At 72.2% G+C, this 14,735-nt stretch carries 16 protein-coding genes; 11 read left to right on the forward strand and 5 right to left on the reverse strand.

Annotated elements, in window-relative coordinates; genetic code table 11:
- Positions 1–20 precede the first annotated feature (20 nt).
- Positions 21–860: a DUF3027 domain-containing protein gene (locus ML5_RS03515; protein WP_013283711.1), complete on the forward strand. Its 840-nt coding sequence runs from the start codon at positions 21–23 to the stop codon at positions 858–860.
- Positions 861–864: 4 nt separating this feature from the next.
- Here ML5_RS03515 and ML5_RS03520 read toward each other — a convergent pair whose 3' ends face one another.
- A complete protein-coding gene (locus ML5_RS03520; RefSeq protein ID WP_013473744.1) occupies positions 865–1,128 on the reverse strand; it encodes a DUF2530 domain-containing protein in 264 nt (87 codons plus the stop codon).
- Between the two features lie 92 nt (positions 1,129–1,220).
- Between ML5_RS03520 and ML5_RS03525 the strand changes: the two genes are divergently transcribed.
- The 5 genes from ML5_RS03525 (at position 1,221) to thpR (ending at position 5,721) form a co-directional block, all read left to right on the forward strand.
- Complete coding sequence (locus ML5_RS03525) at positions 1,221–2,702, forward strand: NCS2 family permease (protein WP_013473745.1); 1,482 nt, start codon at positions 1,221–1,223, stop codon at positions 2,700–2,702.
- Between the two features lie 61 nt (positions 2,703–2,763).
- Positions 2,764–3,213 (forward strand): MarR family winged helix-turn-helix transcriptional regulator, encoded by a 450-nt coding sequence (locus ML5_RS03530; protein ID WP_030274920.1) that lies wholly within the window; start codon positions 2,764–2,766, stop codon positions 3,211–3,213.
- 68 nt (positions 3,214–3,281) lie between these two features.
- Entirely contained in the window at positions 3,282–4,568 is a 1,287-nt protein-coding gene (locus tag ML5_RS03535) for an MFS transporter (protein WP_013283715.1), read from the forward strand.
- Between the two features lie 75 nt (positions 4,569–4,643).
- The gene (locus ML5_RS03540; RefSeq protein WP_013283716.1) at positions 4,644–5,153 is read left to right on the forward strand and encodes a hypothetical protein; all 510 of its coding nucleotides are present in this window, start codon (positions 4,644–4,646) and stop codon (positions 5,151–5,153) included.
- A gap of 4 nt (positions 5,154–5,157) precedes the next feature.
- On the forward strand, positions 5,158–5,721 hold the full coding sequence (thpR, locus tag ML5_RS03545; protein ID WP_013473746.1) for an RNA 2',3'-cyclic phosphodiesterase: 564 nt from the start codon (positions 5,158–5,160) through the stop codon (positions 5,719–5,721).
- A gap of 68 nt (positions 5,722–5,789) precedes the next feature.
- Here the strand turns inward: thpR and ML5_RS03550 are convergent, their stop codons facing one another.
- From ML5_RS03550 to ML5_RS03565, 4 genes are all read right to left on the reverse strand, one after another.
- Positions 5,790–6,776, reverse strand: a complete 987-nt coding sequence (locus ML5_RS03550) for an aldo/keto reductase (protein ID WP_013473747.1) — start codon at positions 6,774–6,776, stop codon at positions 5,790–5,792.
- A gap of 63 nt (positions 6,777–6,839) precedes the next feature.
- Entirely contained in the window at positions 6,840–7,928 is a 1,089-nt protein-coding gene (gene sepH, locus ML5_RS03555) for a septation protein SepH (protein ID WP_013283719.1), read from the reverse strand.
- Positions 7,929–8,119: 191 nt separating this feature from the next.
- The gene (serC, locus tag ML5_RS03560; protein ID WP_013283720.1) at positions 8,120–9,247 is read right to left on the reverse strand and encodes a phosphoserine transaminase; all 1,128 of its coding nucleotides are present in this window, start codon (positions 9,245–9,247) and stop codon (positions 8,120–8,122) included.
- Positions 9,248–9,529: 282 nt separating this feature from the next.
- Positions 9,530–10,636: a citrate synthase 2 gene (locus tag ML5_RS03565; protein WP_013283721.1), complete on the reverse strand. Its 1,107-nt coding sequence runs from the start codon at positions 10,634–10,636 to the stop codon at positions 9,530–9,532.
- Between the two features lie 273 nt (positions 10,637–10,909).
- Between ML5_RS03565 and pdxH the strand changes: the two genes are divergently transcribed.
- Genes pdxH through ML5_RS03590 form a run of 5 tightly spaced genes read left to right on the forward strand, consistent with a single transcriptional unit; the run spans position 10,910 to position 14,735 of the window.
- Entirely contained in the window at positions 10,910–11,539 is a 630-nt protein-coding gene (pdxH, locus tag ML5_RS03570) for a pyridoxamine 5'-phosphate oxidase (protein ID WP_047892554.1), read from the forward strand.
- The gene (locus tag ML5_RS03575; protein WP_013473749.1) at positions 11,536–12,828 is read left to right on the forward strand and encodes an MFS transporter; all 1,293 of its coding nucleotides are present in this window, start codon (positions 11,536–11,538) and stop codon (positions 12,826–12,828) included. Before pdxH ends, ML5_RS03575 begins: the two co-directional genes overlap by 4 nt.
- A gap of 16 nt (positions 12,829–12,844) precedes the next feature.
- The gene (locus ML5_RS03580; RefSeq protein WP_013473750.1) at positions 12,845–13,771 is read left to right on the forward strand and encodes an aldose 1-epimerase family protein; all 927 of its coding nucleotides are present in this window, start codon (positions 12,845–12,847) and stop codon (positions 13,769–13,771) included.
- A gap of 2 nt (positions 13,772–13,773) precedes the next feature.
- Complete coding sequence (locus ML5_RS03585) at positions 13,774–14,376, forward strand: nitroreductase family protein (RefSeq protein ID WP_013283725.1); 603 nt, start codon at positions 13,774–13,776, stop codon at positions 14,374–14,376.
- A 53-nt stretch (positions 14,377–14,429) separates the two neighbouring features.
- Complete coding sequence (locus tag ML5_RS03590; RefSeq protein WP_013283726.1) at positions 14,430–14,735, forward strand: type II toxin-antitoxin system VapB family antitoxin; 306 nt, start codon at positions 14,430–14,432, stop codon at positions 14,733–14,735.

A 14,735-nucleotide genomic window follows, 5' to 3' on the forward strand; every position in this document is an offset into this window, starting at 1 on the left:
CCTGTCGCCCGTGGACGGGCATGGGGAACAATGGTCAGGTGACCAGGCCCGCCTCCGCCCGCGCTCCCCGGCTCGACCAGGTCTGCGCCGCCGCCGTCGAGGTGGCCCGCGACGCGATCACCGAGGTGGAGCCCACCGACATCGGCGATCATCTCCAGGCGGTCGCCGAGGGCGACCGGGTCGTCACCCACTACTTCGAATGCCGGATGGCCGGTTACCGCGGCTGGCGCTGGGCCGTCACTGTGACCCGGGTGCCGCGCAGCCGGCACGTCACCATCTGCGAGACGGTGCTGCTGCCCGGCCCGGACGCGCTTCTCGCTCCGGGCTGGCTGCCCTGGCAGGAGCGGCTCAAGCCGGGCGACCTGGGTCCGGGCGACCTGCTGCCCACCCCGGCCGACGACGAGCGGCTCGCCCCCGGCTACCTGCTCTCCGACGACCCCGCAGTGGAGGAGACCGCCTGGGAGCTGGGCCTGGGCCGGGCCCGGGTGCTGTCCCGGGAGGGCCGCGCCGAGGCCGCCCAGCGGTGGTACGACGGGGACCACGGCCCGGACGCCGCCATCTCGGCCGCCGCGCCGGCCGCCGCACGCTGCGGCACCTGCGGTTTCTACCTGCCGCTCGCCGGTTCGCTGCGCCTGGCGTTCGGCGCCTGCGGCAACTTCTACGCCCCTGACGACGGTCGGGTGGTGAGCGCCGACCACGGTTGCGGCGCGCACTCGGAGACGATGATCGAAGCGGCCGAGACGTCCGTGGACGAGCTGCCCACCGTCTACGACGACAGCGCGGTCGAGGCCATGACCGTCAGCCGGGCCCCGGGCTCGGTGGAGGCGGCCGAACCGGCGGAGCCGTACGGCCACCCCTGACGGGTCAGCGCGCTCGCTGCGCGTCGGCAGCGCGTCGGCGACGCCGGTTGGCGTCGTGCCGCATCATCACCGCCAAGCCGGGAAAGCCCCACAGGAAACCGGCCAGACAGGTCCAGAGCCAGTTCTGACGCCCGGATTCGGTGAGCCAGTCCCGGAAGAAGATCAGCAGCACCAGGCCGGCCACCGCCCAGGCGATCAGCCCGGCGACGGCGAACGGCACCATCGGCGGGTCGAGCGGCTCCGGCCGCGGCTGTTGCTCCTGTGACACCGGCCCAGCCTACGTGATCGTTCTTCCCTGCCTGCCAGGTGATCTGGGACGATGCGCGCGACAAAACCCGGCCGATGACCAGATGAGGAACCATGTCCATTGCCCCGCCGCCGGATCACGGCACACCGCCCGATCCCGCGCATCCACGAAACGCCTTCGACCGCTTCTTCCTGATCTCGGCGCGCGGGTCGACGCTGAGCCGGGAGTTGCGAGGCGGCTTCGCCACGTTCTTCACGATGGCGTACATCGTGGTGTTGAACCCGCTGATCCTGGGCAGCGGTAAGGACGGCGACGGCCGTTCGCTGGCCATCCCGGCGCTCGCCGCGGCGACCGCGCTGGTCGCCGGCCTGATGACCATCCTGATGGGCGTGGTGGCCCGGTTCCCGATCGCGCTCGCGGCCGGCCTGGGCGTGAACGCGCTCGTCGCCTATGAGATCGCGCCCCAGATGACCTGGGCGGACGCGATGGGCCTGGTGGTCATCGAGGGTGTGCTGATCGGCATCCTGGTGCTCACCGGACTGCGTACCGCGGTGTTCCGCTCGGTGCCCACGCAGCTCAAGACCGCGATCGGCGTCGGCATCGGTCTGTTCCTGACCATCATCGGCCTGGTCGACGCCGGTTTCGTCAGGCGCGTGCCGGACGCCGCGAACTCCACGGTGCCGGTCGGGCTGGGCATCAACGGCAAGATCGTCAGCTGGCCGATGCTCGTCTTCGTGGTCGGCCTGCTGATCACGCTGGTCCTGGTGGTACGCCGGGTCCGCGGCGCGATCCTGATCGGCATCCTGGCCTCCACCGTGCTGGCCATCGTGGTCGAGGCGATCGCCGACGTCGGCCCGTCCTTCGTCGACGGCAAGCCGAACCCGAAGGGCTGGGCGCTGAACGTGCCCGAGCTGCCCAAACAGATCGTGGACCTGCCCGACCTGTCGCTGCTGGGCCAGTTCAACGTGCTGAACTCGTGGAGCCGGGTCGGCTGGCTGGTGCCGCTGATGTTCATCTTCACGCTGCTGATCACGGACTTCTTCGACACCATGGGCACGATGGTCGCGATCGGCCAGGAAGGGGACATGCTCGACGAGACGGGCACCCCGCCGAAGGCCAAGGAGATCCTGCTGGTCGACTCGATCGCCGCCGCCGCGGGTGGCGCGGCCTCGGTGTCCAGCAACACGTCGTACATCGAGAGCGCCGCAGGCGTCGCGGAGGGTGCCCGGACCGGCGTGGCCAACCTGGTCACCGGCGCGTTGTTCCTGCTCGCTATGTTCCTCGCGCCGCTGTCGCTGATCGTGCCGTTCGAGGCCGCGTCGACGGCGCTTGTGGTGGTCGGCTTCCTGATGATGACGGCGGTCCGCACGATCGACTGGACCGACTACGAGATCGCCGTCCCGGCGTTCCTCACCATCGCGCTGATGCCGTTCACCTATTCGATCTCGAACGGCATCGGGGCCGGCGTGATCAGCTTCGTGCTGCTGAAGGTGGCCAAGGGTAAGGCCCGGGAGGTCCACCCGCTCCTGTACGGGGTCGCCGTGCTGTTCATCGTGTACTTCCTGCGCGGGCCGGTCGAGTCCGTGTTGCTCTGACGCTGGTGAGCCTGGTCATAACGCATGTCGTTAGCCAGGCTCATTAGTTAGGCTAACTAGTGTGACGGAGCGGACGGTGACGGCGAAACGCGTGCCACCGGCGCAGCTGGCTCCTCAGCTGCGAGATGCGATCACCCGGCTCAACCGGCGGGTCCGACAAGCCCGGCCGGTCGGCGACCTCACGGTCACCCAGCTGTCGGCGCTCACCAGCCTCAACCTGGCGGGCGCCCTCACGCCACGGGAACTGGCTGATGTCGAACGGGTGCAGCCGCCCACGATGACGAAGATCGTCGCGAAGTTGGAGGAGCGCGGCCTCGTGCAGCGCACCCCCCATCCGACCGACGGACGGCAGGTCATCCTGGCGGCGACCGAAGGGGGAAGGGCCGTACTCGACCAGTTCGAGCGGGCCCGCAACGAGTGGCTGGCCACCCGGCTGGCCGCGCTGACCGAGGACGAACGCGAGACGCTACGGCGAGCAGCGGACATCCTCCAGGGCATCGCTCGCGCCTGACACCGCCGCCCGCGGTTCGCTTCGTCAGCTGTGGATGAAGCGTACCGATGCGAGGAGGCGCACCTAGAGTGCAGGCCAAGCTGAGCACGATGTTCCAGTCCCTACGAGTCCGCAACTATCGACTCTTCGCCACCGGACAGCTGATCAAACTGATCGGCGTCTGGATGATGTTCATCGCCCAGGACTGGCTCGTCCTCGAGCTCAGCGACAACTCCGCGACCGCGCTCGGCGTGGTCACCGCGTTGCAGTTCACCCCCGTACTCCTGCTCACGCTGCTGTCCGGCCGGCTCGCCGACCGCTACGACAAGCGGATGCTGCTCTTCGTCGCCAACGCCTTCTGGACCGTGCTGTCGCTCGCCATGAGCATCCTGGTCCTCACCGGCCTGGTGCAGCTCTGGCACGTCTTCACGTTCGCCGCCCTGCTCGGCGTCGCCAACGCGGTCGAGACACCGGTCCGCCAGGCCTTCGTCTCCGAGCTGGTCGGCATGCCGCTGCTGCCGAACGCGCTCTCGCTCAACGCAGCAGTGTTCAACTCCGCCCGGATCGTCGGCCCGGCCGTCGCCGGCCTGGCCATCGCCGTCGTCGACGTCGGCCCGGTCTTCCTGGTCACCGCGCTCAGCTCGATCGCCCCGCTGGTCAACGTGGTCCGGATGCGTACCGACGAGCTGCACCGCAAGGACCTGCCGCCGGTCGGCGAGCGGGACCAGGCCCGGGTGGTCGACGGCCTCCGGTACGTGGCACGCCGCCCGGACATCCTGCTGCCGATGGTCCTCATGTCGGTGATCGGGATGAGCCTGTTCAACTTCCAGCTCACCCTCGCCGCGCTCGCGAAGACCGTGTTCAACACCGGCGCCGCCTCGTTCGGCCTGTTCAGCACCGCCCTCGCGGCCGGCGCGCTGGTCGGGGCGCTGGCCGGCACCGGACGGCGCAGCCGGCCCTCGGTCTGGCTCGTGCTCGGCGCCGCGATCGGCTGCGCGATCTTCGGCACGCTCGTCGGGCTCGCCCCGGCGTACTGGATGGTCGTGACGCTGCTGCTGCCCGCCGGGTTCTTCATGATCTACTTTGCCCAGGCCGCCAACCAGCGCGTACAGCTCGGTGTCGACGCGTCTTTCCGGGGACGGGTGATGGCGCTGTGGGTGCTGGTGTTCCTGGGCACCAACCCGGTCGGCGCGCCGCTGATCGGCTGGGTCGCCGAGACGTACGGCGCGGGCGCGAGCATCTGGGCCGGTGGCCTGATCTCGCTGACCGCCGCGCTGCTGGCGCTCACCTGGCAGCTGCGCCGCTCCGGCGCCCGGCTGCGGATGCGGGTGCTGCCGATGCCTCGCTTCTACGTGGTTTCGCCCGGCGCCAAGTAGCCCTGATAGCCGGTCGTACCGGCCCGATTACCCAAACGGGTGGCGGGCCGGTGCGGCAGGGCTTAGCGTCGATGTGTGGAAGTGGGGCAGGGACTGCTGCTGGCGCTGGCGATCCTCGCCGTCTGCTGCCTGCCTGCCCTGTTCGCGCTGCTGTTCTGCGCCGACGAGATCATCGATCGGGTCGCCTGCGGATGGGCCGAGTGGCGGGAGCAGCGCCGGGAACGCCGTACCATCGCGCGGCTCGACCGGGCCATCGAGGCCGAGGCGCTGACCCGCGACATCGACCTCACCGAGTTCGACAAGGACGGCCGCCGCCCGCTGGAACAACTCGCCACCGACCTGCGCCGGCTCGGCGGCCACCGGCTCGCCGCCGCCGACCGCAGCGTGGTGTGGCACGGCGCGGTCATCGAGGCGTACGACGAACGGCTGCGCGCCGCCTGCCACGCGCTCGGCATCGCCGAACACCTGGCCGAGCTGGACGGCGTCGACCGGGAGATCGAACGGGTACGCGTCGAAGGGCTGCTGCACGCCGCCGGGCTGACCCTGCCGGCCGCGCGCGCCGCGCACCACCAGCGGCACCGCTGACCGGGTGCGTCTCTTCGCGGCGATCTACCCACCTGCCGTGGTCGTCGCGGACCTGACCGCCCGGATGAAGGGCCTGCGGGTCGCGGCCGCCCGCCACGCCCGCCTCGCCGACCCGGCGAACCTGCACCTCACGCTCGCCTTCCTCGGCGAGGTGCCGGACGACCGGCTGCCCGATGTGAAGCACGCGCTCGCCTCGGCCGCCCGGACGGCTCGTTCCCCGCGGCTGTGCCTGGCCGGTGGCGGCCGCTTCGGTGAGGGCCGGTCCACTGTGCTCTGGGTCGACGTGCGCGGCGAGGTCGAGGTGCTCGACGCGCTCGCCCTGTCGATTCGCGAGGGGCTGCGTGAGGCCGGGCTGCCCTGCGACGACAAGCCGTTCCGGGCGCATCTGACCATCGCCCGCCCCGGCGACCGGGTGCCCGAGGCCGACGTCCGCTCGGACGTGCACACGCTGCACGACTACGCCGGGCCGCAGTGGACGGCCGGCGAGGTGCTCCTGATCCGCAGCCACCTGGGCCGTACGCCGCGCTACACCCCCGTCGCCGCGTGGGCGCTGGCGGCGGGGGCTTGATTCGGGCGGGGCGTTAAGAAGGGGCCCCTCCTCTACCGGAGGCGTTAAGAAGGGGCCCTTCCTTACACCTACCAGGCCCAGGCCTCGGGGCCGGGACCGCCGTTGCCGACCGGCGGGAACAGCTCGTCGAGGCGGGTCAGCGTCGACTCGTCCAGCTGGACGTCTAGGGCACCGAGGTTGCGGTCGAGCTGGTCCATGGTGCGCGGGCCGACGATCGGGGCGGTCACGCCCGGCCGGGACAGCAGCCACGCCAGCGCCACATCCGCCGGGTCGTGGCCCAGGTCGGCGCAGAGCTTCTCGTACGCCTCGATGGTGTTCCGGTGCTCGGCCAGCGCGTCGGCCGAGCGGCCGGTGGTGCCGCGCGCCGCGCTGCCCTCGGCCATCTTGCGGATGATGCCGGAGAGCAGCCCGCCGTGCAGCGGCGACCAGGGGATGATGCCCAGCCCGTAGTGCTGCGCGGCCGGGACGACCTCCAGTTCGACGTACCGGGTCAGCAGGTTGTAGATGCACTGCTCGGAGACGAGCCCGAGGAAGTTGCGCTTGCCGGCCGCGGCCTGCGCCTGCGCGATGTGCCAGCCGGCGAAGTTGGACGATCCGACGTAGAGCACCTTGCCCTGGGCGACGAGCGTCTCCATCGCCTGCCAGATCTCCTCCCACGGCGTGGTCCGGGAGATGTGGTGCATCTGGTAGAGGTCGATCGTGTCGGTCTGGAGCCGGCGCAGCGAGTCCTCGCAGGCCCGGATGATGTGCCGGGCGCTCAGGCCCTGCTCGTTGGGCCACTCGCCCATCTTGCCGTACACCTTGGTGGCGAGGACGACCTTGTCGCGGCGCCCGCCGCCCTGCGCGAACCAGCGGCCGACGATCTGCTCGGTGACGCCCTCACCGAGCTTCCAGCCGTAGACGTTCGCGGTGTCGAAGAAGTTGATCCCGTGTTCGAGCGCCCGGTCCATGATGGCGAAACTGTCCGGCTCGTCGGTCTGCGGACCGAAGTTCATCGTGCCGAGGCAGAGTCGGCTCACGGACAGACCGGTGCGTCCCAGGTTCGTGTACTCCATGACTCCACCCTGGCACGCCGGCACTTAGAGTGCCCTCTCAACGAGCCAGGGTGGAGCGGTGGATCAGGATGATTCGCGGGCCGCCGGGCCGGTGCCGAACAGCACGTCGTCCCAGCTCGGCAACCGCTTGCGCGGCTTGCCACCGGCATCCGTGGACTCGGCTGCCGCACCGCCGGTCGCCGCCGCGGGGCCGGTGCGGCGGGGCCGCAGCACGGCGAGCGAGGGTACGGCCGGGATCTCCTTGGGCGCGTCCGAGTCGTCGTCGAAGGCCGAACCCTGCCCACCACCGAGCAGCGCGGCGGCACCACCGGCGACGGCCCGCTGGCGGGGCGCCTCCTGCCCGGCCAGCGCGGCCGGGGAGCGGGTGTCGAGACCACGCCCGGACGTGCCGCCGAGCGGCCGGTCCAGCGAGGCGAGCAACGCGTCCCGGCCGGCGCGGATCGGGTCACGCCCCGGACGGGCGTGCTCGGAGGCAGCCGGCAGGCCGTGCCCACCCCGGCTCGGCTCGCCGCGCGACGGGCCGGGCAGCGCGTGACCGCCCCGCTCCGGCGCCGGCTCCTGGCCGAGGATCGGCGTGGGCCGCTCGGCGCACAGGTACTGCGCCATGTCGTCGTGCGGGGCGACGTTCTGCCGGGTCTTGTCCAGATCCCACACCGCCTGAGCGGTGGCCTTGCCGGACGGCCAGGTCGCGATGATCCGCCAGGTGCCGTCGTCGCGGCGGTAGGCGTCCCACGAGATCTTCTCGGTGTCGATGCCGTGCTGGGCCAGCCGGCCGTTGACGACCTCGGCCAGCGGGGTCGGCTTCTCCGCGCCCTTGAGCCGGGTGCGGCGGGCGTGCTGGGCGAGCATGGCCCGCTCCTGGAGCACCGGACCGGCGTAACGCAGCACCCGGTCGACTGGTACGCCGGCGATGCGGGCGACGTCCTCCGCGGACTCGCCGGACCGGATCCGGGCCTGGATGTCGCGTGGGGACAGCGACGGCGTCGGGTCGGTGGCGCTCGGCACCACAGCGAGCGGCGGGGCGCCCGGCTCGGCGTGCAGCGCCGACGCGATCCGCTCGTCGATGGGCAGCGCCAGCAGGCGCCCCACCTCGTCGGCGAGCACCAGGGCCTGGCCGTCCTCGGAGAGGGCGACGAAGCGTACTGGGCGCATGGGCTTGCCTCCGTCCCGCTTCGCTGGCCGTCACGCCACGGGAGCCGGCCACCCGGGCGTCTCGCACCACCGTACGCTCATCTACCCGCCGATGGGGACTGCGACACCCCGGCATGTCGTGACTGAGCTGCGGTAACGATCACGGTGGGTGGCCGCCGGGGCCCCGACGGCCACGCACCGTCACGACGTGATCAGAGTCGCTCCACCACGTAGTCGATGGACGCGGTGAGCGCCTCGACGTCGGCCGGCTCGACGGCCGGGAACAGCGCCACCCGCAGCTGGTTGCGGCCCAGCTTGCGGTACGGCTCGGTGTCGACGATGCCGTTGGCGCGCAGCGCCTTGGCGATCGCCGTGGCGTCCACCTCGTCGGCGAAGTCGATGGTGGCGACCACGTTGGACCGCAGCGCCGGGTCCGACACGAACGGCGTGGCGAACGACGAGCGCTCGGCCCAGCCGTACACGATGCCGGCGCTCTCGGCGGTGCGCTTGGCCGCCCAGGCCAGCCCGCCCTGGGAGTTCATCCAGTCGGTCTGCTCCGCGGCCAGGAAGATGGTCGCCAGCGCCGGGGTGTTGTACGTCTGCTCCAGCCGCGAGTTGTCGATCGCGGTGACCAGGTCGAGGAAGGCCGGGATGTACCGGCCGGACTCCTTGACCTCGGTGGCCCGGGCCAGCGCGGCCGGCGACATCAGGGCCAGCCAGAGCCCGCCGTCGGAGCCGAAGCACTTCTGCGGCGCGAAGTAGTAGACGTCGGTCTGGGCGACATCAACGTCCAGCCCGCCCGCGCCGGAGGTGGCGTCGACCAGCAGCAGCGAGCCCTCGTCGGCGCCCGCGACCCGGCTGATCGGCACCGCGACGCCGGTGGAGGTCTCGTTGTGCGGGGTGGCGTAGACGTCCACGCCGGCCTCGGCCACGAGCGACGGGGCGCTGCCCGCGTCGGACTTGCGCACGGTCGGCTCACCGAGGAACGGCGCGTCCTTGACCGACTTGGCGAACTTGGCGCCGAACTCGCCGAAGCTGGCGAACTGGGCCCGGTCGCGGATCAGGCCGAACGTGGCGACCTCCCAGAACGCGGTGGTGCCGCCGTTGCCGAGCACCACCTCGTACCCCTCGGGCAGGGAGAAGAACTCGGCCAGGCCGCGGCGCAGCCGGGACACCTGGTCGCGGACCGTCTTCTGCCGGTGCGACGTGCCCAGGTAGCTGGTGGCGACGTCGGAGAGGGCGGAGACCGCGGCCGGACGGACCTTGGACGGGCCGCAGCCGAATCGTCCGTCGGCGGGCCTGATCTCGTCGGGAATCCGGATGGTCGGTGCGTCAGCCACGGTTGTCTTGATCCTTCCGCGTGGGCGGGACGGGCCCTTGGTGCGGGCGCGGACCGATGGCCGGGCGTGCGCCGGGCGCACGAGGCGGCCGGGGTCCGAACCCGGCCGGCAGCGCTGCCGGCCTTCATCCTCCCACCCGGGCGGCCCGGACCGGCGGCTGGTCCCACTGTCGGCGCTGAGTCGTGCGCCACAGCGGCGCAGCGCCTCGTGGGCACGGAGCCGGGCGTTAAGAAGGGGCCCCGCCTCTACCGGAGGCGTTAAGCGGGGCCCCTTCCTTACACGTCAGACGCCGTGCGGGATGGCGTCCCAGCCCTCGACCTGCTGCGGCTTGCGCGGGCCGTGGCCGACGTACGTGGCCGACGGCCGGACCAGCCGCTGGAGCTTCTTCTGCTCCAGGATGTGCGCCGACCAGCCGCCCATCCGGGCGCAGGTGAACATCGAGGTGAACATGTGCGCCGGCACCTCGGCGAAGTCCAGCACCACCGCGGACCAGAACTCGACGTTGGTGGCGAGGACGCGGTCCGGGCGGCGGGCCTGCAGCTCGGCCAGCGCGGCCTTCTCCAGCGCCTCGGCGACCTCGAAGCGGGGCGCGCCCAGCTCCTTGGCGGTACGCCGCAGCACACGGGCGCGCGGGTCCTCGGCCCGGTAGACCCGGTGGCCGAAGCCCATCAGGCGCTCGCCCCGGTCCAGGACGCCCTTGACGTACCCGTCGGCGTCGCCACTGCGCTCGACCGCCTCCAGCATGCTGAGCACCCGGGATGGGGCGCCGCCGTGCAGCGGGCCGGAGAGCGCGCCGATGCCGGAGGAGATGCAGGCCGCGGCGTCCGCGCCGGTGGAGGCGACGATCCGGGCGGTGAAGGTGGAGGCGTTCAGGCCGTGCTCGGCGGCCGAGATGAAGTACGCGTCGACGGCCTTGACGTGCCGCGGGTCGGGCTCACCGCGCCAGCGCTTCATGAACCGCTCGACGATGGTCTCCGCCTTGTCGATCTCCTTCTGCGGCACGGCCGGCAGGCCCAGGCCGCGCGCCGACTGGGCGACGAATGACAGCGCGGTGACCGACACCCGGGCCAGGTCCTCGCGGGCCTGCTCGTCGGAGATGTCGAGAAGCTGGTTGAGCCCCCAGTACGGGGCCAGCATGGCGACCGCGGACTGCACGTCGACGCGGATGTCACCGGAGTGAACCGGCACCGGGAACGGCTCGGCCGGCGGCAGGCCCGGGCCGAACCGGCCGTCCACCAGCAGTGCCCAGACGTTGCCGAACGAGACCTGGCCGATCAGGTCCTCGATGTCCACGCCCCGGTAGCGCAGTGATCCCCCCGCGCGGTCGGGTTCGGCGATCTCGGTCTCGAAGGCTACGACGCCCTCCAGGCCCGGTTTGAAATCGGACATGTCGTCTCCTGGCTTCGGCTCGGCGCGCCCGGGCGGGCTGATCGAGCCCCGCAGCTCAGGCGACCCTTCAGGGATGTGGTTCGTGACATCTTGCCCGGTGGGTAACGCGCTGCGCGACCCACAGCCACTGTGCGCCACGCGACATCCCCGCCGGTGGACGCCCGTTCGGGGAGGAGAAGACTGGGTACCGGGGCCTGGCCAGCGTCGGGGGACGCCGGCACGCCCGGGAGAGGGACTACCACAGTGACAGGCGACACACCCGCCCCGGCCGGCATGCGTAACGAGTACGCGGCCGATCTGGGCCTGACCGAGACGGACCTGGCGCCGGACTGGCACACCCAGTTCGCCCGCTGGTTCGCCGACGCGGTGGCCCATCAGCTGCCCGAGCCGAACGCGATGGTGCTCGGCACGGCCGACGACCGGGGCCGGCCCAGCGGGCGCACCGTGCTGCTCAAGGGATACGGCCCGGAGGGCTTCGTCTTCTACACCAACCACGGCTCGCGCAAGGGCGCCGAGGTGATCGGGAACCCGTGGGCCAGCCTGGTGTTCCCCTGGTTCCCGATGCAGCGGCAGGTGATCGTGACCGGCCGGGTCGAGCAGGTGGACCGGGCCGAGACCGAGGCGTACTTCGCGACTCGGCCGCGCGGCTCGCAGCTCGGGGCGTGGGCCAGCGCCCAGTCGACGGTGGTGCCGGACCGGACCGCGCTCGACGCGGCGTACCGGGCGGCGGCCGAGCGGTTCGCCGACGTGGACCCGATCCCCGCGCCGCCGTACTGGGGCGGGTTCCGGGTCCGTCCGGAGACTGTCGAGTTCTGGCAGGGCCGGGCCAGCCGGCTGCACGACCGGCTGCGCTTCCGGCGTACCGGGGACGGGTTCTTCGTCGTCGAGCGGCTCGCGCCGTGACCGACGTCACGCAGGCCCGGCGGCGGGGCGCGCGCCGCTGGGCGATCGACCTGCGTCCGCTGCGCGTGCCCGCGTACCGGCGGGTCTGGACCGGCAACGCGATCGCCATGTTCGGGTTCCAGTTCACCGCCGTGGCGGTGCCGGTGGAGATGTTCGACCTGACCGGCGGCTCGCTCTGGGTCGGTCTGCTCGGCATCGCGGGCTTCGTACCGCTGCTGATCTTCGGGCTGTGGGGCGGCGCGGTCGCCGACGCCCGGGACCGCCGCCGTGTGCTGCTCGTCGGCGGCTGCGTGCTCTGGGTCTCGACGCTCGGGCTTCTGGTGCAGTCGCTGGCCGGTGCGCGCAGCCCGCTGCTGCTCCTGCTGCTCGTCGGCCTCCAGTCGACCGCCTTCGCGATCACCTCGCCGGCCCGCAGCGCGATCCTGCCCCGGCTGGTGCCCGCGGAGCTGGTCCCTGCGGCCACCACGCTGAACTTCACCACGTTCACCGCCGCCGCCGTCTTCGGCCCGCTCGCCGCCGGCCTGATCTTCGCCGCGTGGCAGGTCGGGGTGGCGCTGCCCATCGCGTACGCGGCGGACGCGCTGCTGTTCACCGCGTCGCTCTGGGCCACGCTGCGGCTGCCCGCGATGCCGCCCGCGCCGGATCCGGACGGCGGTGTCCGCAAGGCCGGGTTCGCCAGCATCGTCGACGGCTTCCGCTACCTGGCGACCACGCGGGTGCTGCTGCTCTCCTTCGCCATCGACCTGATCGCGATGATCCTGGCCATGCCGCGGGCGCTGTTCCCGGAGCTGGCGCAGGAACGCTTCGGCGGTGCCTCGGCGGTGGGCTGGCTCTACAGCTCCATCGCCATCGGCGCGATGCTGGGCGGCCTGACCTCGGGGTGGATCGGCCGGGTACGACGGCAGGGCCTCGCGCTCACAGTGGCGGTGGTCGGCTGGGGCGTGGCCATCGCGCTCGCCGGGCTGGCCGGGCAGCTGTGGGTGGCGGTGGTGCTGCTGGGCGTCGCCGGCGCCGCCGACCTGGTCAGCGCCACGCTGCGCCAGTCGATGCTGCTGGTCTACGCGCCGGACCGGATGCGTGGCCGCCTCCAGGGCGTGAACACGGTCGTGGTGGCCGGTGGCCCGCGTCTGGGCGACCTGCGGGCCGGTGCGATGGCCGCCGGTTTCGGCACCGGCTTCGCCATGGTCGGTGGCGGCCTGGCCGCCGCCGTACTCGCGGTGCTGCTGGTGGTGGCGTTCCCGGCGCTGCTGCGCTATCGCTCGACCACTCCCGCCGAGGACCGGCACTGACGGTAGGGTCGCCGACATGGGGATCGACGTGCAGCCTCCGTCCGGTACACAGTGGACCATCGCGGCCGACGGCCACGAGGCCGTCGTGGTCGAGGTGGGCGGCGGCCTGCGGGCCTACCGCTACGACGGCGTGGACCACCTCGACGGGTACGCCGAGGACGAGGTCTGCCCCGGCTCGGCCGGGCAGGTGCTGGCGCCGTGGCCGAACCGCGTCCGGGACGGCGTCTACACGGTCGGGGAACGGTCGTTTCAGCTCGACCTCACCGAACCGGAGCGGCACAACGCCCTGCACGGCCTGGTGAACTGGGTGCGGTGGCAGCCGATCGAGCAGTCCGCGGACAGCGTGACCGTCGGCTACGACCTGCCGCCGAGCCCCGGCTACCCGTGGGCACTGCGGCTGCGGGCCCGGTGGAGCGTCGGCCCGGACGGCCTGCGGGCCGAGCACGAGGCGACGAACGTCTCCGACGAGCCCGCGCCGTTCGGCTTCTCCGTGCACCCCTACCTGCAACTGCCGAAGGTCGGCGTGGACGAGTTGCGGTTGCACGTACCGGCCCGGCGGCGGGTGCTGGTGGACAGCCGCCTGCTGCCGGTCGCCGCCGCCGAGGTGACCGGCTCCGAGTTCGACTTCACCAGCCCGCGCCCGATCGGCGACCTGGTGCTCGACACCGCGTTCGGTGACGTCGAGCGGGACGCCGACGGCGGCTCGGCGGTGGTGCTGAGCGCGCCGGACGGCTCGTCCGGGCTGCGGATCTGGGCGGACCGCGAGTTCGGCTGGTGGCAGGTGTTCACCGGCGACACGCTCGGCGGGGAACGGCACCGCCGGTCCGTGGCGGTGGAGCCGATGACGTGCCCGCCCGACGCGTTCCGCTCCGGGAAGGACCTGATCATGCTGGAGCCGGGGCAGACCTGGCGGGGCGCCTGGGGCGTCCGCCCGGAGGTCTGAGCGTGGAGTTCGCCGACGTCGTCCGGCGCCGCCGGATGGTGCGCAACTACGACCCCGACAGGCCGGTGCCGCCGGAGGTGGTGGACCGGCTGCTCGACCACGCCGTCCGGGCCCCGTCGGCCGGGTTCTCGCAGGGCTGGGGCTTCCTGGTGCTGGAGGAACCCGAGGACCGGGAACGGTTCTGGGCCGCGACCACGCCTGGTGGCGGCGGCCGGGAACGCTGGCTGGCCGGGATGCGCCGGGCTCCGCTGATCGTGGTGCCGCACGCCAACCGCGACGCCTACCTGGACCGCTACGCCGAGGCGGACAAGGGCTGGTCGGACCGCGCCGAGGACCGCTGGCCGGTGCCCTACTGGTACGTGGACACCGGCTTCGCGGCGCTGCTGATGCTGCTCACCGCCGTGGACGAGGGGCTGGGCGCCTGCTTCTTCGGCATCCCGCCGCAGCGCATCGGGGCGTACCGGGAGGCGTTCGGGGTACCGCCGGAACTGCACCCGATCGGTGCGATCACAGTAGGTTACCGAGCTGTCGACCACCGGTCACCGTCGCTGCGCCGAGGGCGGCGTCCGGTGCAGGATGTGGTGCGGCGGGGACGGTGGACCTGAGCGGTTAGGCTGACATCCACATTGTCAGCCTGGCCTGGGGAGGAGAGCACGCCGTGATCTTCAGGGCGGTCCGGGACGGGCGTCCCTACCCGGAGCACAACCTCACGCTGAAGCAGTGGGCCGAGATTCCGCCGCGCCCGCTGCGGCTTGACCAGCTCATCACCACCAAGCGCGAACTCGCGCTGGACAAGCTGCTCGCGGAGGACTCCACCTTCTACGGCGACCTCTTCCCGCACGTCGTCCAGTGGAACGGCGGCCTCTACCTGGAGGACGGCCTGCACCGGGCGCTGCGCGCGGCGCTCCAGCAGCGCAACCAGATCCACGCGCGGGTGCTCGTGCTCGGTGACCAGGGCGAGTGA

The sequence above is a fragment of the Micromonospora sp. L5 genome, from assembly GCF_000177655.2.
In the GTDB taxonomy this organism is placed as follows: domain Bacteria; phylum Actinomycetota; class Actinomycetes; order Mycobacteriales; family Micromonosporaceae; genus Micromonospora; species Micromonospora aurantiaca.